The 18,822-nt window shown below is 61.1% G+C and carries 16 protein-coding genes; 10 read left to right on the plus strand and 6 right to left on the minus strand.

The features are described 5' to 3' along the window. Nucleotides 1-21: 21 nt before the first annotated feature. Together AD666_RS06425 and AD666_RS06430 are read left to right on the plus strand one after the other, a co-directional pair. On the plus strand, nt 22-426 hold the full coding sequence (locus tag AD666_RS06425) for an acyl-CoA thioesterase (protein WP_024777863.1): 405 nt from the start codon (nt 22-24) through the stop codon (nt 424-426). A 58-nt stretch (nt 427-484) separates the two neighbouring features. After that, nucleotides 485-1,384 (plus strand): D-hexose-6-phosphate mutarotase, encoded by a 900-nt coding sequence (locus AD666_RS06430; RefSeq protein ID WP_053148909.1) that lies wholly within the window; start codon nt 485-487, stop codon nt 1,382-1,384. 135 nt (nt 1,385-1,519) lie between these two features. Here the strand turns inward: AD666_RS06430 and AD666_RS06435 are convergent, their stop codons facing one another. From AD666_RS06435 to AD666_RS06455, 5 genes are all read right to left on the minus strand, one after another. After that, complete coding sequence (locus tag AD666_RS06435) at nt 1,520-2,056, minus strand: DUF3299 domain-containing protein (RefSeq protein WP_053148912.1); 537 nt, start codon at nt 2,054-2,056, stop codon at nt 1,520-1,522. A 91-nt stretch (nt 2,057-2,147) separates the two neighbouring features. Then, a complete protein-coding gene (locus tag AD666_RS06440) occupies nt 2,148-2,393 on the minus strand; it encodes a GlsB/YeaQ/YmgE family stress response membrane protein (protein ID WP_053148915.1) in 246 nt (81 codons plus the stop codon). A gap of 103 nt (nt 2,394-2,496) precedes the next feature. Next, nucleotides 2,497-3,582 carry a 5-(carboxyamino)imidazole ribonucleotide synthase gene (locus tag AD666_RS06445; RefSeq protein WP_053148918.1) on the minus strand — a complete coding sequence of 362 codons (1,086 nt, stop codon included), beginning with the start codon at nt 3,580-3,582 and terminating at the stop codon, nt 2,497-2,499. 12 nt (nt 3,583-3,594) lie between these two features. Beyond that, nucleotides 3,595-4,086 (minus strand): 5-(carboxyamino)imidazole ribonucleotide mutase, encoded by a 492-nt coding sequence (gene purE / locus AD666_RS06450; RefSeq protein WP_003196369.1) that lies wholly within the window; start codon nt 4,084-4,086, stop codon nt 3,595-3,597. Between the two features lie 333 nt (nt 4,087-4,419). After that, entirely contained in the window at nt 4,420-5,337 is a 918-nt protein-coding gene (locus tag AD666_RS06455) for a LysR substrate-binding domain-containing protein (RefSeq protein ID WP_053148921.1), read from the minus strand. Nucleotides 5,338-5,517: 180 nt separating this feature from the next. On the opposite strand from AD666_RS06455, the gene aspA reads away from it, so the two are divergent. From aspA to AD666_RS06470, 3 genes are all read left to right on the plus strand, one after another. Next, a complete protein-coding gene (aspA, locus tag AD666_RS06460; protein ID WP_053148924.1) occupies nt 5,518-6,942 on the plus strand; it encodes an aspartate ammonia-lyase in 1,425 nt (474 codons plus the stop codon). Between the two features lie 479 nt (nt 6,943-7,421). Continuing rightward, nucleotides 7,422-8,870, plus strand: coding sequence for a sodium:alanine symporter family protein (locus AD666_RS06465; protein ID WP_053148927.1), 1,449 nt, complete (start codon nt 7,422-7,424; stop codon nt 8,868-8,870). Between the two features lie 132 nt (nt 8,871-9,002). Next, entirely contained in the window at nt 9,003-10,007 is a 1,005-nt protein-coding gene (locus AD666_RS06470; protein ID WP_053148930.1) for an asparaginase, read from the plus strand. 45 nt (nt 10,008-10,052) lie between these two features. Here AD666_RS06470 and AD666_RS06475 read toward each other — a convergent pair whose 3' ends face one another. Further along, nucleotides 10,053-13,478, minus strand: a complete 3,426-nt coding sequence (locus AD666_RS06475; RefSeq protein WP_053148933.1) for a dermonecrotic toxin domain-containing protein — start codon at nt 13,476-13,478, stop codon at nt 10,053-10,055. Nucleotides 13,479-13,651: 173 nt separating this feature from the next. Between AD666_RS06475 and AD666_RS06480 the strand changes: the two genes are divergently transcribed. The 5 genes from AD666_RS06480 (at nt 13,652) to AD666_RS06500 (ending at nt 18,777) form a co-directional block, all read left to right on the plus strand. Further along, nucleotides 13,652-14,644: an AraC family transcriptional regulator gene (locus AD666_RS06480; RefSeq protein ID WP_053148936.1), complete on the plus strand. Its 993-nt coding sequence runs from the start codon at nt 13,652-13,654 to the stop codon at nt 14,642-14,644. 405 nt (nt 14,645-15,049) lie between these two features. Further along, the gene (locus tag AD666_RS06485) at nt 15,050-15,412 is read left to right on the plus strand and encodes a DUF6124 family protein (protein WP_053148938.1); all 363 of its coding nucleotides are present in this window, start codon (nt 15,050-15,052) and stop codon (nt 15,410-15,412) included. A gap of 181 nt (nt 15,413-15,593) precedes the next feature. Next, nucleotides 15,594-16,148, plus strand: a complete 555-nt coding sequence (locus AD666_RS06490) for a hypothetical protein (protein WP_053148941.1) — start codon at nt 15,594-15,596, stop codon at nt 16,146-16,148. A 485-nt stretch (nt 16,149-16,633) separates the two neighbouring features. Continuing rightward, on the plus strand, nt 16,634-17,665 hold the full coding sequence (locus tag AD666_RS06495) for a histone deacetylase family protein (RefSeq protein WP_053148945.1): 1,032 nt from the start codon (nt 16,634-16,636) through the stop codon (nt 17,663-17,665). Nucleotides 17,666-17,676: 11 nt separating this feature from the next. After that, entirely contained in the window at nt 17,677-18,777 is a 1,101-nt protein-coding gene (locus AD666_RS06500; protein WP_053148948.1) for a polyamine ABC transporter substrate-binding protein, read from the plus strand. The last annotated feature ends 45 nt before the right edge of the window (nt 18,778-18,822 follow it).

Consider the following 18,822-nt stretch of genomic DNA (forward strand, 5'->3'; position numbering starts at 1 on the left):
CGGGTCAGAGGCACCCCCGGCATGATAGAGCTCGAACAAGAAGATCCAATCCCGCAAGGCGACCTGGCGCTGCAAATCACCGCCCTTCCTCGCGACACCAACGGTTTCGGCGATATTTTCGGCGGCTGGCTGGTGTCCCAGATGGACCTGGCCGGCACGGCCATGGCCAGTCGAGTGGCCGGCGGGCGCGTGGCGACCGTGGCGATCGATCGCATGGCGTTCCTGGTGCCGGTGGCGGTGGGTGCACAGCTGTCCTTCTACACCCAGACGCTGGAAATCGGCCGCAGCTCGATCCAGATGATGGTCGAGGTCTGGAGCGACGATCCGCTGTCCAGCGAGTGGCGCAAGGTGACCGAAGCGGTGTTCGTGTTCGTCGCCATCGATGGCAGTGGCCGCACCCGTTCGGTTCCACCCCGCGCACGTTAAACATGGCGGCCGTTTTGCGGTCCATTGCAGTTCCTTGTTCCCGAGCGAGATTTGCAGCATGCCTACGCCCAATGTCGAAGCCGTCAAACTGGATGAACTCAATGGATGGCGCATTCGCCATGGCCAGGCCGAGTTGCTGGTGGCCCAGCAAGGCGCGCATATCCTCAGCTATCAAGTGGACGGCCAGCCTCCGCTGATCTGGCTCAATGACCAGGCGACCTTCAAAGCCGGCAAGAGCATCCGCGCCGGCGTGCCGGTGTGCTGGCCCTGGTTCGGCAACCTGACCCGCAACCCCGACAGCGTCCAGGCCATGCGCGTGAGTAACGAACCGGCCACGGCCCACGGCCTGGTGCGCGCGATGGATTGGCAATTGCAGGGCATAGAAGCCGAGGGCGAACGCCTGAAGGTGGAATTCGTGCTGCCCTACCCCGTAAACGGCCTGGCCGGCTGGCCTCATCAGGTGGACCTGACGCTGACCATCGTGATGGACGAGCAACTGCATATCAGCCTCACCAGCCATAACCGTGGCAGCGAAACCGTCAGCCTCAGCCAGGCGCTGCACAGCTATTTCGCGGTCAGCGACGTGCACAACGTACACGTCGAAGGCGTAGACGGCTTGAGCTATATCGAAACCCTGGACGACTGGAAAACCGTCATCCAGGCCGGCGACCTGCACTTTACCGGCGAGACCGACCGCATCTACCTCGGCACTCCGCCGACACTGAGCATCGTCGACCCGCATTGGTCGCGACGGATCGAACTGACCAGCAGCGGCTCACGTTCGGCCGTCATCTGGAACCCCTGGACCGAACGGGCCAAGGCCTTCAGCGACATGGCCGACGACGGCTGGCAACGCATGCTGTGCATCGAGACGGCGAATGTGATGGATGACGTGGTGACGCTGCTACCGCAAGCCAGTCATACCTTGGGCGTGAGTATCGGTAGCAAGCCGCTCTAACCGACACTACAAAAAACCTGTGGGAGCGGGCTTGCTCGCGAAGGCGGTGGCTCAGTTGAAAGAATGTAGACTGACACGCCGCCTTCGCGAGCAAGCCCGCTCCCACAGGGGATTTATGTCCGGCCAAGCGGGCCGCTACAAATCCGCCTCCTGCACCACCCTCACCTTCTCCGCATCCAGCGCATACGCCGCGCTCGCCAGGTCGTTGTCGACCTTTTCGATCTTCAGCATGCCGGTCACCCACAACGGCGTGTAGATGTCGTCCAGCTTCAGCCCCTTGGGATAACGCACCAGCACCAACTGGTTGGGTGGCGGTGGCGGGACATGGATGCAGGCACCGGGGTAAGGCACCAGGAAGAACAGCGTGCTATGGCCCTTGGCATCGGTTTCCAACGGCACCGGATAACCGCCGATGCGAATGTGTTTGTCGTTCATCGACGCCACGGTCTTGGTCGAATACATCACCGCAGGCAAGCCTTTGCTCTGCTTCAGGCCGCCTTTCTGGGTGAAGGTGCCATTGGCTTCAGGGGAGTTGTGGTCGATTTCGGGCATCGCCTCGAGGGCTTTCTGGTCCGACTTGGGCATCAGTTCCAGCCAGTCGGTTTCCGGCAGTTCGGCGGCATGGGCAAGGCCGCTGCCCAATAGAAGAAGGGTTAACACTAGACGGCGCATGAAAAGGCTCGGCAATGGAAATGGTCAGTGAAACGCCGGGCATTCTAGCTCTCTCTGCGCGCCTCGCAGAGAGAGCCATCAGCATTCTGAGTCAGTTTCTTTTGATCAGGCCGTAGATCACCAGCAATACGATCGCGCCCACCAGGGCACCGATGAAGCCGGCGGCTTCACCCGCCTGATAGATGCCCAAGGCCTGGCCGCCATATGTGGCTGCCAACGAACCGCCAATACCGAGCAGGATGGTCATGATCCAGCCCATGCTGTCATCACCCGGTTTCAGGAAGCGCGCCAGCAGGCCAACGATCAAGCCGATAAAGATGGTTCCGATGATTCCCATGGCATTTCCTCTTTTGAGTAGGAGCTATGCCAAAGCCTAGTCAGGCTTTGGCACCTTGCCATGAGAGAATCCAGCCGACGAATGGTTCCAATAATGTTTCGGATTATTGCTCGGCGATCAGCGTCTCAACCTTGATAATCTGCTGGGCCAGCGTGGCCCGATCAGCGCAGCGCAAGTTGGCGTGGCCGACCTTGCGCCCGGCCTTGAACGCCTTGCCGTAGTGATGCAGATGGCAATCGGCGATGGCCAGGACCTTCTCGGTGTCCGGCACCTTGCCGATGAAGTTGAGCATGGCGCTTTCACCGACCTTGGCGGTCGAGCCCAGCGGCAGCCCGGCTACCGCCCGCAGGTGGTTTTCGAACTGGCTGCACTCGGCGCCTTCGGTGGTCCAGTGGCCGGAGTTATGCACCCGAGGAGCGATTTCATTGGCCTTGAGGCCGCCGTCCACTTCAAAGAACTCGAATGCCATCACGCCCACGTAATCCAGCTGCTTGAGCACCCGGCTGGAGTAATCCTCGGCCAGGGCCTGGAGCGGGTGGTCGGTGCTGGCGACAGACAGCTTGAGAATGCCGTCCTTGTGGGTGTTGTGCACCAGCGGGTAGAAACGGATTTCACCGTCGCGGGCACGCACGGCGATCAGCGAGACTTCACCGGTGAACGGCACGAAGCCTTCCAGCAGGCAGCCCACGCTGCCCAGCTCGGCGAACGTGCCGGCCACGTCCTCGGGGTTGCGCAGGACTTTCTGGCCCTTGCCGTCATAACCCAGGGTACGGGTCTTGAGCACGGCCGGCAGGCCAATGGACGCAACGGCGGCTTCCAGGTCGGCCTGGGACTGGATGTCGGCGAAGGCCGGGGTCGGGATGCCCAGGTCCTTGAACATGTTCTTTTCGAACCAGCGATCCCGGGCGATTCGCAAGGCTTCGGCGCTCGGGTAGACCGGAACGAACTGGGACAGGAAAGCAACGGTTTCGGCCGGGACGCTTTCGAATTCGAAGGTCACCAGATCGACTTCATCGGCCAGTTGGCGCAGGTGATCCTGGTCGCCGTAGTCGGCCCGCAGGTGCTCGCCCAATGCAGCGGCACAGGCGTCCGGCGCCGGGTCCAGGAAAGCGAAGTTCATCCCCAGGGGCGTACCCGCCAGGGCCAACATGCGGCCCAACTGGCCGCCACCGATTACACCGATCTTCATTCGTCAACCACCTCAGGCAATGCGCGGGTCTGGATTGTCCAGGACGCTGTCTGTCTGCTCAGCGCGGAATTTCTTCAACACGGTATGGAATTGCGGGTGCTTGGCGCCCAGGATGCTCGCCGACAGCAGGGCCGCGTTGATCGCGCCAGCCTTGCCGATGGCCAGGGTCGCGACCGGGATGCCGGCCGGCATCTGTACGATGGACAACAACGAGTCGACACCCGAGAGCATCGACGACTGCACCGGTACGCCCAGCACCGGCAGGTGGGTCTTGGCCGCACACATGCCCGGCAGATGAGCCGCGCCACCGGCACCGGCGATAATCACCTCGATGCCACGGGCCTCGGCTTCTTCGGCGTACTGGAACAGCAGGTCCGGGGTGCGGTGGGCAGAGACCACTTTCACCTCATAGGGGATGCCGAGCTTTTCCAGCATATCGGCGGTGTGGCTAAGGGTGGACCAATCGGACTTGGAGCCCATGATCACGCCAACCAGTGCACTCATCGTCGTGCCTCTTCTCTCTGGGCGCCCGCGGGCGCGTCAAAAAACAACAAGCCACGCGGGAAACCGGCGTGGCTTGTTGTACGAATAATGGCCGATCTGTACCGGCCGAAGGCCGCGCAGTATACCGCAATGAAGCAGATAAACAGCCCCCGTCGCGACCATCTGTCATTTGCAGTTAAACAGCAGTTTTATTGACCGGCGGGTCAGCGAAAGCACACCGCAAAATTCCCTATGTGGGAGATTCTATGTTGCAGGGCAACCCTGCAACATCGATGCAGGCTGACCCACCGCTATCGCGAGCAAGCTCGCTCCCACAGGGGTTATGTGTCGTTATCAAGAATGGGCGACGCCCTGCGCTACTCCGCCCTCGAGCTTGCGCCATAACAAACGCACATTGGCCTTGCGCACCAGGGCGCAACGGTACAGGCGGATCTCCAGGGGGACGTGCCATTGCGCACCGCCACAGATCACCAGTTCGCCCCGGGCGAGCTCGGCGCGCACGCTCAATTGCGGTACCCAGGCGATGCCCAGGCCTTCCAGCGCCATGCTCTTGAGGCTGTCGGCCATGGCTGTCTCATAGACGGTGGTGAAACGCAGCGCACGCTGGCGCAGCAACTGGTTCACCGAGCGACCGAGGAATGCCCCGGCGCTATAGGCCAGCAACGGCACGCTGGCCTCGCCTTCGAGGTCGAACATCGGCTTGCCGTCGGCGCCAGCGGCACACACCGGCAGCATTTCGGTCTGGCCCAGGTGCAGCGACGGAAAGATCTCCGGGTCCATCTGCATGGCCGAATCCGGGTCGTAGAACGCCAGCATCAGGTCGCAGCCCCCTTCGCGCAAGGCATGCACGGCATCGCCCACGTTGGTGGCCACCAGCCGCGTGGCGATGTTCATGCCTTCGTTGCGCAGTTGCGCGATCCAGCGTGGAAAGAAGCCCAGCGCCAGGGAGTGAGCGGCCGCCACCTGGATCACCTCGCCTTGCCCGCCTTCCAGGTGATGCAAATGACGCAGCACCTCGCCCAGTTGCTCCACCACCGTGCGCGCGGTCACCAGGAATAACTGCCCCGCCGCCGTCAGTTCGACCGGTGTGCGAGAGCGATTGACCAACGTCAGCCCCAGCGCCGCCTCGAGGCTGCGGATGCGTCGGCTGAAGGCCGGTTGCGTCACGAAGCGACGTTCAGCCGCCTGGGAGAAACTGCGGGTAGCGGCCAGGGCACTGAAGTCCTCGAGCCATTTGCTTTCAAGATTCATCACTCCTCCCGACCCACGCACCAAAACAGGTCACACGTTCGCCGCCCACGCGACGTCACACCGGCATTATGCCGAATATGCATAGGGCAGTGTTTAACAGCATTGGCCCTAATTTTCTCGAAGGCCTAGCATCCCCAGCGTTCCGGCTCAGACCGGGTCCTTATCGAGATGATTTCCGTCATGTCCTCCGCTGCATCTTTCCGCACAGAAAAAGACCTGCTTGGCGTACTCGAAGTACCAGCGCAAGCGTACTACGGCATCCAGACCCTGCGAGCGGTGAACAACTTCCGTCTCTCGGGCGTTCCGATTTCGCATTACCCGAAACTGGTGGTCGGTCTGGCCATGGTCAAGCAAGCCGCCGCTGACGCCAACCGCGAACTGGGCCAACTCAGCGAAGCCAAGCACGCAGCCATCAGCGAAGCCTGTGCACGATTGATCCGCGGTGATTTCCACGAAGAATTCGTGGTGGACATGATCCAGGGCGGCGCCGGCACGTCGACCAACATGAACGCCAACGAGGTGATCGCCAACATCGCGCTGGAGGCCATGGGCCACCAGAAGGGCGAGTACCAGTACCTGCACCCCAACAACGACGTGAACATGGCGCAGTCCACCAACGACGCCTACCCGACCGCGATCCGTCTGGGTCTGCTGTTGGGCCACGATGCGTTGCTGGCCAGCCTCGAAAGCCTGATCCAGGCATTCGCCGCCAAAGGCGAAGAATTCAGCCACGTCCTGAAAATGGGCCGCACCCAGCTGCAAGACGCCGTGCCGATGACCCTCGGTCAGGAGTTCCGTGCCTTCGCCACGACCCTGGGCGAAGACCTGGCGCGCCTGAAAACCCTGGCGCCCGAACTGCTCACCGAAGTGAACCTGGGCGGCACCGCCATCGGCACCGGCATCAACGCCGACCCACGCTATCAGGCCCTGGCCGTACAGCGCCTGGCGACCATCAGCGGCCAGCCGCTGGTTCCGGCCGCCGACCTGATCGAAGCCACCTCCGACATGGGCGCCTTCGTCCTGTTCTCCGGCATGCTCAAGCGCACCGCGGTCAAGCTGTCGAAGATCTGCAACGACCTGCGCCTGCTGTCCAGCGGACCGCGTACAGGCATCAATGAAATCAACCTGCCGGCCCGCCAGCCAGGCAGCTCGATCATGCCCGGCAAGGTCAACCCGGTGATCCCGGAAGCGGTCAACCAAGTGGCGTTCCAGATTATCGGCAACGACCTGGCCCTGACCATGGCGGCCGAAGGTGGCCAACTGCAACTGAACGTGATGGAACCGCTGATCGCCTTCAAGATCTTCGACTCGATCCGCCTGCTGCAACGGGCCATGGACATGCTGCGCGAACACTGCATCGTGGGCATCACCGCCAACGAAGCGCGCTGCCGTGAGCTGGTCGAGCACTCGATCGGCCTGGTCACCGCCCTGAACCCGTACATCGGCTATGAGAACGCCACCCGCATTGCCCGCGTCGCGCTGGAAAGCGGCCGCGGCGTGCTGGAACTGGTGCGTGAGGAAGGCCTGCTCGACGAGGCGATGCTCGACGACATCCTGCGCCCCGAAAACATGATTGCCCCGCGTCTGGTTCCGCTCAAAGCGTGATCGACGCGACCATTGCTCACCAGGTCGAGGGACTAGACACCTCTCACCTTTTGAGGGCTTGGGGACTTTCCCCAAGCCCTTTTTTTAATTGATAGCGAAAGGATGACCGAACCTGTAGGACCGAGACCACTCGTGATAAACGACGCCGCGCTGCCGTTGTAACCCGCGTCGTCAGCCATCATGGGCCGACTCGCCCCACAAGAACCTGACCGAAAGGCCAGGTAACTAAAGAGGCTGTTTCGTCGGACGCACCACAACTGTGCAGACGGGCACCGCACTGATAGGTATAGTGCCGCCCCTCTCGCATGCGAGGTCGTAAACAAGCGCCCCTTAAAACATGCGAACCCGAACTAATAACAACCCGCGAAATGGACCGGGACGAAACATCGCTTGACCTGCCTGGCCGCCTGTCGGCCGTCGTAACACGATGTTTCCAGCGGCCAGTATTTGCTTAAACAAAAAACAGCGAGGAATAATCCATGCTCGAAGTCATCAACGACTTCCTTTCAGGGAAAGTGCTGATCCTGCTTATTGTGGGACTCGGTGGCTACTTCACGATCCGCTCGCGCTTCGTCCAGTTCCGCCATTTCGGCCACATGTTCAGTGTCTTCAAAGAGTCCCTTCACGGCCAGGCTGGCCAGCTGAGCTCGTTCCAGGCCCTGATGCTGAGCCTCGCCGGCCGCGTCGGCGCCGGTAACATCGCCGGTGTCGGTATCGCCGTAACCCTCGGCGGCCCGGGCGCCGTGTTCTGGATGTGGGTCACCGCACTGGTGGGCATGTCCAGCAGCTTCTTCGAATGCACCCTGGCCCAGGTCTACAAGCGCGCCGACGGCGACGGCCTGTACCGTGGGGGCCCGGCCTACTACATCCAGCACGGCCTGAAGCTGAAAGGCATGGCGGTGGTGTTCTCCATCCTGCTGCTGGTCACCTACGGCTTCGCCTTCATCGGCCTGCAGTCCTACACCGTGACCCACTCGCTGCAGAACGCCTTTGCCTTCGACCCAAGCCACACCGGTATCGTCCTGGCGGTGCTGCTGGCCATCACCTTCATCGGCGGCATCAAACGCATCGCCGCGGTGTCCGACCTGCTGGTACCGGTCAAGACCCTGGCCTATATCGGCGTGACCCTGTACGTGATCGGCACCCAGATCGAATACGTGCCTGCCATGCTGGAAACCATCTTCAAGAGCGCCTTCGGCCTCGACCCAGCCTTCGGCGGCCTGCTCGGCAGCGCCATCGTGATGGGCGTGAAGCGTGGCGTGTTCGCCAACGAAGCAGGCCTGGGCAGTGCGCCGAACGTCGCCGCCGTGGCCGCCGTGAAACACCCGGGCGCCCAGGGCGTGGTCCAAGCCTTCAGTGTGTTCCTCGACACCTTCGTGATCTGCACCTGCACCGCGCTGCTGATCCTGCTGTCGGGCTTCTACACCCCGGGCTTCGAAGGTGACGGCATCGTCCTGACCCAGAACTCGCTGGCCGCCGTGGTCGGTGACTGGGGTCGCGTGTTCGTCAGCGTCGCGCTGTCGCTGTTCGTCTTCACCTGCATCCTCTATAACTACTACCTGGGCGAGAACAGCCTGCAGTTCCTCAGCCGCAACCGCGCCGTGCTGATGATTTTCCGCGGCCTGGTGCTGGCGCTGGTGGTATGGGGTTCGATGCAGGACCTTTCGACCGTGTTCGCCTTCGCCGACATCACCATGACCTGCCTGGCCTTCGTTAACTTGATGGCCCTGGCCATGTTGTTCAAGGTCGGCCTGCGCGTGATGCGCGACTACGACGAGCAGCGCCGCGCCGGCGTCAAGCAGCCAGTGTTCGACTCCAGCAAATTCACCGACCTGGACCTGGACCCGAAGGCCTGGCCGACCAGCCCAAGCCAATCGGCTCCACGCGAGCAAGGCGCAGCCCAGGGCACGCCTGCCACGCAACGCTGATCGCCCTGGCGGGTGGCTCCCCGCCACCCGCCGCGACAGACCGCAACGAGTGGCGTCCTGCCACTCGACGTGACACACCTTGCGCACGCAGGCATGCTGGGCGCAAGGTGCATTCGTCCAGGAGACCCATCAATGAAATCCGCCTCTTACCCTGCCGCGCAGCACGTCATGGTGCTCTACACCGGCGGCACCATTGGCATGCAGGCCAGTGCCCACGGCCTGGCCCCGGCTTCCGGTTTCGAAGCGCGGATGCGCGACTACCTGCACAGCCAACCCGAACTCGTCGTCCCACAATGGCGTTTCAGGGAAATGTCGCCGCTGATCGACAGCGCCAACATGACCCCGGCTTACTGGCAACAACTGCGCGAAGCAGTGGTTGACGCGGTGGACGTCCAAGGCTGCGACAGCGTGCTGATCCTGCACGGCACCGATACCCTGGCCTACAGCGCCGCAGCGATGAGCTTCCAGTTGCTGGGCCTGCACGCCCGCGTCTGTTTCACCGGCTCCATGCTGCCGGCCGGCGTGACCGACAGCGACGCCTGGGAAAACCTCAGCGGCGCGCTGGTTGCCCTCGGCCAAGGCCTGGCGCCGGGCGTGCATTTGTACTTCCATGGCGAATTGCTGGCGCCGACCCGTTGCGCCAAGGTGCGCAGCTTCGGTCGTCATCCGTTCAAGCGCCTGGAGCGCCAGGGCGGTGGCGTGAAAGCCTCGTCCTTGCCAGCGCAGCTGGATTATCGCCAGCCGAAGCAATTGGCCAACGTAGCGGCGCTGCCGCTGTTTCCCGGTATCAGTGCCGAGATCCTCGACGGCCTGCTCGGCAGTGGCATCCAGGGTTTGGTATTGGAATGCTACGGCAGCGGCACCGGCCCAAGCGACAATCCGGCTTTCCTCGCCAGCCTCCAGCGGGCGCGGGACAACGGCGTGGTGGTCGTGGCGGTGACGCAATGCCATGAAGGTGGCGTGGAGCTGGACGTGTACGAGGCCGGCAGTCGTCTGCGCGGTGTCGGCGTGCTGTCCGGCGGCGGCATGACCCGCGAGGCGGCGTTCGGCAAGCTGCAAGCGTTGATCGGCGCCGGGCTGGCCGTGGAAGACGTCCGCCGGCTGGTTGAGCTGGATCTGTGCGGTGAGCTGAGCTGAGCCCTGCCAACCGGTGAGGCGCGAATCTCCTCGCGCCTCATACCGCTACACCGAGAGGAACAAGGCCTTGGCGGCGGTGCTGCCGATGTCGGCACGCCAGATCCTTTCAACCGCCTGGCCGGCTTTCTGCTGGGCTTTCTGGAACTCAAGGCCCCGCCCACCCTGCTCGTACGTCTTCAGGTGAGCCTTGGTAAAGGCATCCGCTGCCGCATCCTGTTTCAGATAATGGAAGTGCGCGAACCACAGCACGCGGTTGTTGCGCCTCTCGCGAATCTCGTAGACCTGCAGGAAGTCGTTGCCTTTATTGTCTGAAATATCCACCCGGCCACCGGCCTTGCGGATACTGATCTCCTGCTCCTGCAGCAAATACTCCACCGCGCCAACGTTGGGCAGCTTTGCCTTGGTCATCGCGATGCGGGTGGTTCGCCCCAACTCCCGCAGACGCCTGGCACCGGCTCTCAGATCCTTGATCAACATTCGCGGGGCCTGGTCACCCAGTGCCTGCGTCAACTGCTCGATCTCCTCGGCACAGCGCTCGAACTCGGTTGCCTTGCCGACGATGAGATCCTCAACATCGATAGGCGGGCGCTCACTTCTGGACAGCCAACCGGCATCAGACATTTGTTGATCAAGAGTACCCAGCAGATCGCGCCCCTTCTTCTCCAGGCTCTTGAGTTTTTTTGCGGCACGGACGCTCAGCCCACCCGCGCCACCGAGCAATCGCGGGCTGTGTCCCAGACTCCAGCGACCTTGCCCATCCTGTTCAAGCCAGGGACCGGTTCGCGCCGGGTGGGCGGCGTCGATGATCACCACCCCCTCAAGCCGGCGTGACACTCGATACCACTGGCCTTCGACCTGGGCAAACCACAGGCTGCCCCGTCGATAGAGCCCCTGGTATTCACCCGAAACCACCAAGCCTTGCAATGTGGAAGGAGCCGCCAGTTTGAAGGTGTCGAGACTGGTCAGTTCAGGGGCGCAAAACCGGGCACGAGGGCTCGACCAGCCATAGACCAGCCGCGCCTTCGCCCCGTAAGGGTTGGCGGAAGCAGATGATGCCGGCTCTTTGATGATTGCGTTACCCGGCGGGACAACCGGAGCCTCAGCCTCGGTCACTGGCCGTTCCTCCAATCGGCTGATCGCTCCCAGGCGTGAACCTCCATGCACCAATACCAGCGCCAGGCTCATCAGCACCTCGGCCAAGGCTTCCCCGGTGTTTTCCACCCCCTCGCTGTCGACGAACTCATCAAGCCGCTCCGTGAGCTGGGCCAACAGGCCGATCATCACTACAGGCCCCTCCAACAGCGGCAGCAACAGGTTGAACGCTACCCAGCCAAACTGCGTGAAACTGTCCCAACGCGCCTGCGAGTCGGACACCGAGGCCCGTTTGGCCTGTTCGATCAACGCCTGGGCGCACGCCTTGTACAGGGCGCCGGCAATATCGCCCTGGATCAGCTCCGTGCCGAGCAATGCGGGCTCAGGAGTCCGGGGAGAGGTGACGTCGGACAGCAGCACCCGGCCGATGTGCGGCTCCTGGAAACCGCCGTTGGCGTAGATCCGCCGTGCAGAAGGCCCGAGCCCGGCGAGCACGCTGCCTTGCAACGCGCCGACATCCTTGATGGCGTCAAAAAGCGCGGCACGGGAAGCGAACTCCATCAAGGGCGCGGACGATGCAGGCCGATAAAGGACATGAGGCCCGTGACCGGCATCCCTGGGACCGATCACAAACATGTTGCCGACCACGTCGGGCGTCGCATTGGCCTCCGTCAGGAAGGCCAAGGGCCTGACGACCGGTTCATGCCCGGCCGCGAAATCGATGAAAGCCCTTGGCTGGAATACCGCAACGACGGAACGATAAGCCTGATCCGTCAGAATCTTCTTGATCTTCAGCTCCAGTGCCAACAACGGCAACAGGATGCCGAGGCGGTCGCCAAAGGCCTGCTGCCTGCGAGCCGAATCCAAAGGATCGTCCAGCAGCTTGCGTCGCAGCAGCTCGGGGTAGTGTTGGCCAATGTCGGCTCGCGAGGTCAGGTCCCGCAGGTACTCATAAGTCATCCAGGCGGGGGGATTGCCCCCCTGATAGGTGATTTTCGATTGAACCCGGGGAAAGGCGCCAAGATTCTTGATCGCCATTTCGGAAAACGTCCGGGTTTGCGCTTCACTGCGGCGGGGCGGAAATGGCGGATCGACGATCTCGAAGGAGGAATTGCTCACTCGAGACAAGGTCACTTCAATTTCGCTCACTGAGATATCGCTGCGCGCGGGATCATCCTCCAGCATCTTTTCCTTTAGCGCCTGGCCGGCAAACTCGAGGATGCTCGGAATACCCGTCATGAATGACGCCTGCCTTCGATGTTGGGCCGCCAGCGATGACAGCAATCGACTGTAGGCGCTACGATCCGCCAACGGTGCGCTCTTCAGCCAGGCAGGAAGCACATCCTGGAATGTCGACAGCCTGGCCTCATGCCCCGAGCGAAAGGCCCCCAGCAATGTACTGGGGCTGGAAACCTGTGCCACTTCGCGCTCAAGACTGGCCGTATCGGGATAAACCGAGGGCTTGATCCCGGCAAGCAGCTGCAACTGACGCTCCAGGAGACAGAGGGTCAAGGCGTCGAAGATGTCCTGCTCGGGTGTGTAGTTCCTCAGCTTCGAGTCCGCCGCGCGGCGCGCACCGAACCAGGACGCCTCCATCGCCGCCACCGAACCGAACACCTCGATACCGCCCGACAACGTGTAGAGCAAAGCGACTTCTCGTCCATTCATCTGACGTGTCATGGCCAATACCAACACGTCCTCCGCATGGGGAACGTCGCTGTCTCCCTCATAGACAAACGTAACGTAGGCTCGGGTGGTGCCCTGCCCTTTGGCCTGTTGTCGCAGCCCCTGCTCCGGATAATCGAGGACGGCCTGAACGGTGGCGTGTTCTTCGCCCATCAGCGCCGAAGCAGCCTGTTGCAATTGCGCCTTGAACAGATCGGACAGTTGTCGCCAGACGCTGGGGGTGCCCGTGCTCCAGAAATCCACCAGGTGCTGTTGGTAGGACTCAATCAGCAAGGAGGCCGATTCATCGAGCATCTGCTGGAGCTCACCCAAGGGGACCTTTTCGCCTTGGGGCGTCTCCGCACCAGGGAATTTCGCAAGAAAGCTGCCTTGGCTGAACGTCCTGACACCCACACCCCGACAGCGCTCGAGCAGTACCTCGGTCAACTCATGGGTGTTGTATCCCACTTTGTGCGGTTGGCCGCCCTCCAGGCGCCATTGAGGTTCAAGGATCACGGCCGTTGCAGCGGCAGGCGCCAACGCGGGGTCGTGCTCGGCGAGTATTTCTCGAAGCGTCGTCCGTGCGACATCCATCAGTGAAGGCCGTGATGCGAACAGCAGGTGCACACTCAAGGCCAGCGAGGTGATCTCGCCATCGGTTCGCAGGGGGCGTGGCAAGCTTGCGACCGAAGGGGCCGGGTTTGAAATCGACATGGTTGTTCCCAGTGGCAGGTAACGTGTAAAAATCTGCGACCTGCATAAAACGCGAGCCGCAACCGTTACCGGCGAGCGTAAACAGCCCTTTGCGGCATTGTGCGGTATTGGGTTATCGCTTTGCCCGGCATACAACTTGCTCGCTATACAGCGTCCCAAGGCCGGAAAACAACATGCTTCATTCCCACCTCACTACGCTAAACGCCGTCTCTCTGGTGCTCGATGCTTTCAAGCACGAAGGCCTGCCGAGCGAGGCGCTGTTGGCCGGCAGCGGCATCAGCACGGCGGACCTGGACCGGGCCGACACCCGCATCACCACCAATCAGGAAATGCAGGTTTGCGTCAACGCCGTGGCCCGCAAGCATGACATCGGCCTGGACCTCGGTCTGCGCATGCACGTGTCGTCCTACGGCATGCTCGGTTATGCGCTGCTCACCAGTGCCACCTTAGGTGACGCTTTGCGCCTGGCGCTGCGTTATCCGGCGCTATTGGGAACACTCTTCGACCTGAAACTGGACGACGACGGCCAGCACGTCTGGTTCAGCGCCAGCGACTACCGGGAAAACCCGGCCCTGGCGGCGTTCAACGCCGAATTCTGCATGGTCTCTCTGCGGGTCACCTGTAACGACCTGCTCGGCCATGTCTTGCCACTGCGCAGCGCACGCTTCCAGCACCCGGCGCCCGATTATCAGGCACGCTATGCCGCACACTTCGATTGCCCGGTAGGTTTCGACGCCATCGACAATGCCTTTGCCTTCGACCGGCATTGGCTTGACCAGCCTTTGCCATTGGCCGACCCCGTCACCCACCACGCCATGGTCGAACGCTGCCGCAAGCAGAACATCGAGTTCACCGGACGCCAGGCCTGGCTGGAACGGATCCGCCAACTGCTCAACGTCCAGCTGGAAGCCGCCCCCGGCCTGGAAGGCCTGGCCGAACAGATGAACTGCTCGGCACGCACCCTGCGCCGACACCTCAAGGACTGCGGCTGCAGCTACCAGGAGCTGCTGGATGAACTGCGCTTCGAACGGGCCAAGCAAATGCTGTGCGAAGACCAACTGCCGATCCACCGAATCGCCGAAAAGCTGGGCTTCAGCGAAACCGCGAGCTTCCGTCATGCCTTCGTGCGCTGGAGTGGTGTAGCGCCGAGTCAGTTCCGTCCCTGAGCCGCTGTCGTCGGCAAGCCACACCGGCTATGGAGGCTATGTGGGGAGTTGCCTTGCTCCCACAGGTAAGCGCTTTCGTCCTGACCGCCGTACCTCCGTCAAGCCACACATCCTTGCGCCTTTGCCTACAATTACGCCAGAATCCGCCGGCTTGTGCGCCTTGCCCCCGGACTCTATCGTTTTCCTGCCACTGCCCATCAGTGGTCGGGTTTAGTAGCCCGTGGTTCTCGGTAAGATGTATGAGTCTCCATCCAAGCAGGTCCACCCTGTGCTTGATGGTGGCTGTACGCAGGGCGCTTCGGCGCGCCGGCAATGCTGAGCTCCCCGGTCTACTAACCTGCGTACAGCCGCCACCCTTCTTTTAGTAGGGAAGAGGTTGCGGCTAAACCAAGGAGTTCTCAGCAAATGTTCAAAATAACCCCAAACCCTCCAGAGGCAGACCCCTCCTCACCTTACCTGGACGGCCTAAACGCAAAAAAGCTCGACGACGCCGCCAAACGTACCTTGGACTTCTATCTGTTACCCAAACAGAAAAAGCCTAAAGCCGGTACTCAGCCGGGCCAGCTATTTACCGTCATAGAAGACATCGACAACGAATGCCTGCTCGCCAACCTCAGCGAAACCCTGGCATCGGCTGATGCGATGGTCAATGACTTGGCATTCGAACTGGACGGCTCGCGACGTCATGTTGCCCTTGGCATTCAGCAACTGATCGAACTCAGTTCATTGCTGGCGAACCGGGCGCTGGAAAATGTCGATCCGCGATAGCGGACAGCTTTTCCAGACAGAAACCCGGCGCGTTGCGTCGGGTCTGCTTCATTTTTTTGGTTGTAAGCCACCCAGCCCAGCGGTTCCAACGCTCCTTTTTCCGTTTACGCCATGTGTAAAGGAACACCACAGGTGCACGGTGTGACGATCATCGTATTCGCCGAAACCAGGGATTGAGAAATTGGCAAGACACACACAGCGAAAATTTGAGGAATGGAGGGCTTATGCCAGTGCAGCCCGTATTGCTTCTAACGAGTTACTAGCATTGCTGGGAGGAGATTCAATAGGTCCTGAGCCCACGAACGCGCTTGATTTCGCATTGGTGCGATTCGGAGGCAGCGACGCCGTCGCCCTCGAACAGTTCGATCTGTGGGAATCAGAATATGGCTTCCCTTGGCATGACTCACCAGGGGTCATTAAAAACGATGCCCGGCATTTCGATCTCGCGCTGTGGTATGGAGATTTGTTATGCGGCCTATGCTTTGCCACACCCAGCGGCAAACGTACCTTGGTACGGATCAAGCTACTGGAAGGGCATCCTAAACGGGAAAATGGCCAGCATCCCTTGAAGGGAAGAGTCATCGAACTCTGCATATTCGCCGTTATCCAGTACTGCAAGATCATCGGCGCAGACTACATTGAAATCGATAAACCATTACCCGGAGCAGTCCCGGTATATATCGAGAACGAGTTCAGGATGGTGAACGGTACCCTTGTATTGACCTTTGATGCGTAATAGCATCACTTTAGAGGTGATCGAAAAATGAGCAAATTGAAAGCAACCCAAAGCGGTAAAGCCGGCAAACACAAAGGGCAAGGCACTTTCCGAGGCTCATTTGTGCACGGCCTGCGAAAAGCTCGTGTCACTACTTCAATGGACCTGCGAATACTCGACCGTATCCGGCGTGGTTCGTCCGACGAGCCAGACGGTGCGCTCGCTGGTTCGCATCAGGTCAAACTTTCGGCTAGTGCATAGAATCATGGCCGATTGTGAATACGGCGGCCAACTGGTTACCTTTTTTATCTGCCGTACCTTTCTACCCAGTTAATCTGGCCCACGTATTTTTTTATTCACTTCCGCGCCGATCCGTCCAAAACAAGGACAATTTACGGTCAAACCTTTTGGCCATTCTGATCCCCTTTTGGCCTCTCCTGCCGTTCTCTGAAACGCCGCCCGCCGCAAGACTGTAAGCAACCGGATCAGCCCTGCGGAAGACAAAAATGCTGACGATCTACTCGGACGATCATCACCTGCACCACGGCCGTTGCGAAATCATGGATGGGCAATTGATGCCCTGCTTCGAAATGCCTTCCCGGGCCGATCATGTACTGGAGCGGGTGAAGGCCCGGGCACTGGGTCCGGTGCAAGCGCCACAGGACTTCGGCCTAGCACCGATCCAACGCATCCACACCCCGGCCTATCTGGAGTTCTTCAAGGGTGCCTGGGATCGCTGGGCCGAATACCACCGCGACGGCGACTTGTTGCCCTATACATGGCCGGCCCGGACCCTGCGCACGGTCATCCCGGCCAGCTTGCACGGCCAGCTCGGCTATTACAGCTTCGACGGCGGCGCGCCGATCACCGCTGGCACTTGGCAGGCAGCCTACAGCGCCGCTCAGGTCGCCCTCACCGCCCAGGCCGACATCCAGCGCGGCGCCCGCAGCGCCTTTGCCTTGTGCCGGCCGCCGGGGCATCACGCCGCCAGCGATTTGATGGGCGGCTATTGCTACCTCAACAACGCAGCCATCGCCGCCCAGGCGTTTCTCGATCAGGGTCACGAGAAGGTGGCGATCCTCGATGTGGATTACCACCACGGCAATGGCACCCAGTCGATTTTCTATGAGCGCAGCGACGTGTTGTTCGCCTCGATCCACGGCCACCCGGAGGCCGAGTTTCCGTTCTTCCTGGGATACGCGGATGAGCGCGGCGAAGGGGTCGGGGAAGGTTTCAACTTCAACTATCCTCTACCGGCCGGTTCAGGCTGGGACACCTGGAGCGCCGCCCTGGAACAGGCGTGTGACGAAGTCCAGCGCTACGACGCCGATGTGATCGTCGTCTCTCTGGGCGTGGACACTTTCAAGGACGACCCGATTTCCCAATTCAAGCTCGACAGCCCGGATTACCTGGCGATGGGCAAGCGCATCGCCGCGCTCGGCAAGCCGACGCTGTTCGTGATGGAAGGCGGCTATGCGGTGGCCGAAATCGGCATCAATGCGGTGAACGTTCTCGAAGGTTTTCAAAGCGCCCAATGAGGAAAACAAGCATGAGCAGACTCAAGCGTTTGATGGTCCCCGCCCTTTGCACCGCGCTGCTTTGCGGTGCCGTCCAGGCTGAAGAGCGCACCTTGCGCGTCTACAACTGGTTCGACTACATCACGCCCAAGGCCCTGGAAGATTTCAAGGCGCAGAACAGCCAGGTCAAGCTGGTCTACGACATCTTCGACACCAACGAGGCCCTGGAAGCCAAATTGTTGACCGGTAATTCGGGCTACGACGTCGTGGTACCGTCCAACGTATTCCTCGCCAAGCAGATCGAAGCCGGAGTATTCCAACCGCTGGACCGTAGTAAATTGCCGAACTGGAACCACCTCGATCCCAAGCTGATGAAGCTGATCGAGGCCAACGATCCGGGCAACAAATTTGCCGTGCCCTACATGTACGGCACCATTCTGATCGGCTTCAATCCGGACAAGGTCAAGGCAGCCCTGGGCGACAACGCGCCGGTGGACAGCTGGGATCTGATCTTCAAGGAAGAGAACATCAGCAAGCTCAAGCAATGCGGCGTGGCGCTGCTGGATTCGCCTTCGGAAATCCTGCCCCTGGCCTTGCAGCACCTGGGTCTGGACCCCAACAGCAAGAAGCCGGCGGACTATGCCAAGGCCGAAGCGCTGTTGATGAAGATCCGCCCGCATATCACCTATTTCCACTCCTCCAAGTACATGGCTGACATCGCCAATGGCGACATCTGCGTGGCGGTGGGCTATTCCGGCAGTTTCTCCCAGGCGGCCAACCGGGCCAAGGATGCCAAGAACAGTGTGACCGTGGACATGCGCCTGCCCAAGGAAGGCGCACCGATCTGGTTCGACATGCTCGCCATTCCCAAAGGAGCGAAGAACCCAGACGACGCCTATACCTTCATCAACTATCTGTTGCAGCCGCAGGTGATCGCCCCGGTCAGCGATTTCGTCGGCTATCCGAACCCGAACAAGGACGCCACGGAAATGGTCGATCCGGCGATCCGCGGCAACCCCAACCTGTACCCGACCGAGACCGCCATGGCCACGCTCTACACCCTGCAACCCTTGCCCAGGGATGCCGAGCGCGCACGGACCCGGGCCTGGACGCGGATCAAATCCGGACAGTAATCCACTGCGGCATATACATAGTTACCACCTTCCCTGTCTCGCCCA

Origin of the sequence: Pseudomonas sp. Pf153 (genome assembly GCF_001269775.1) — a bacterium.
GTDB classification, from domain to species: Bacteria; Pseudomonadota; Gammaproteobacteria; order Pseudomonadales; family Pseudomonadaceae; genus Aquipseudomonas; species Aquipseudomonas uvaldensis.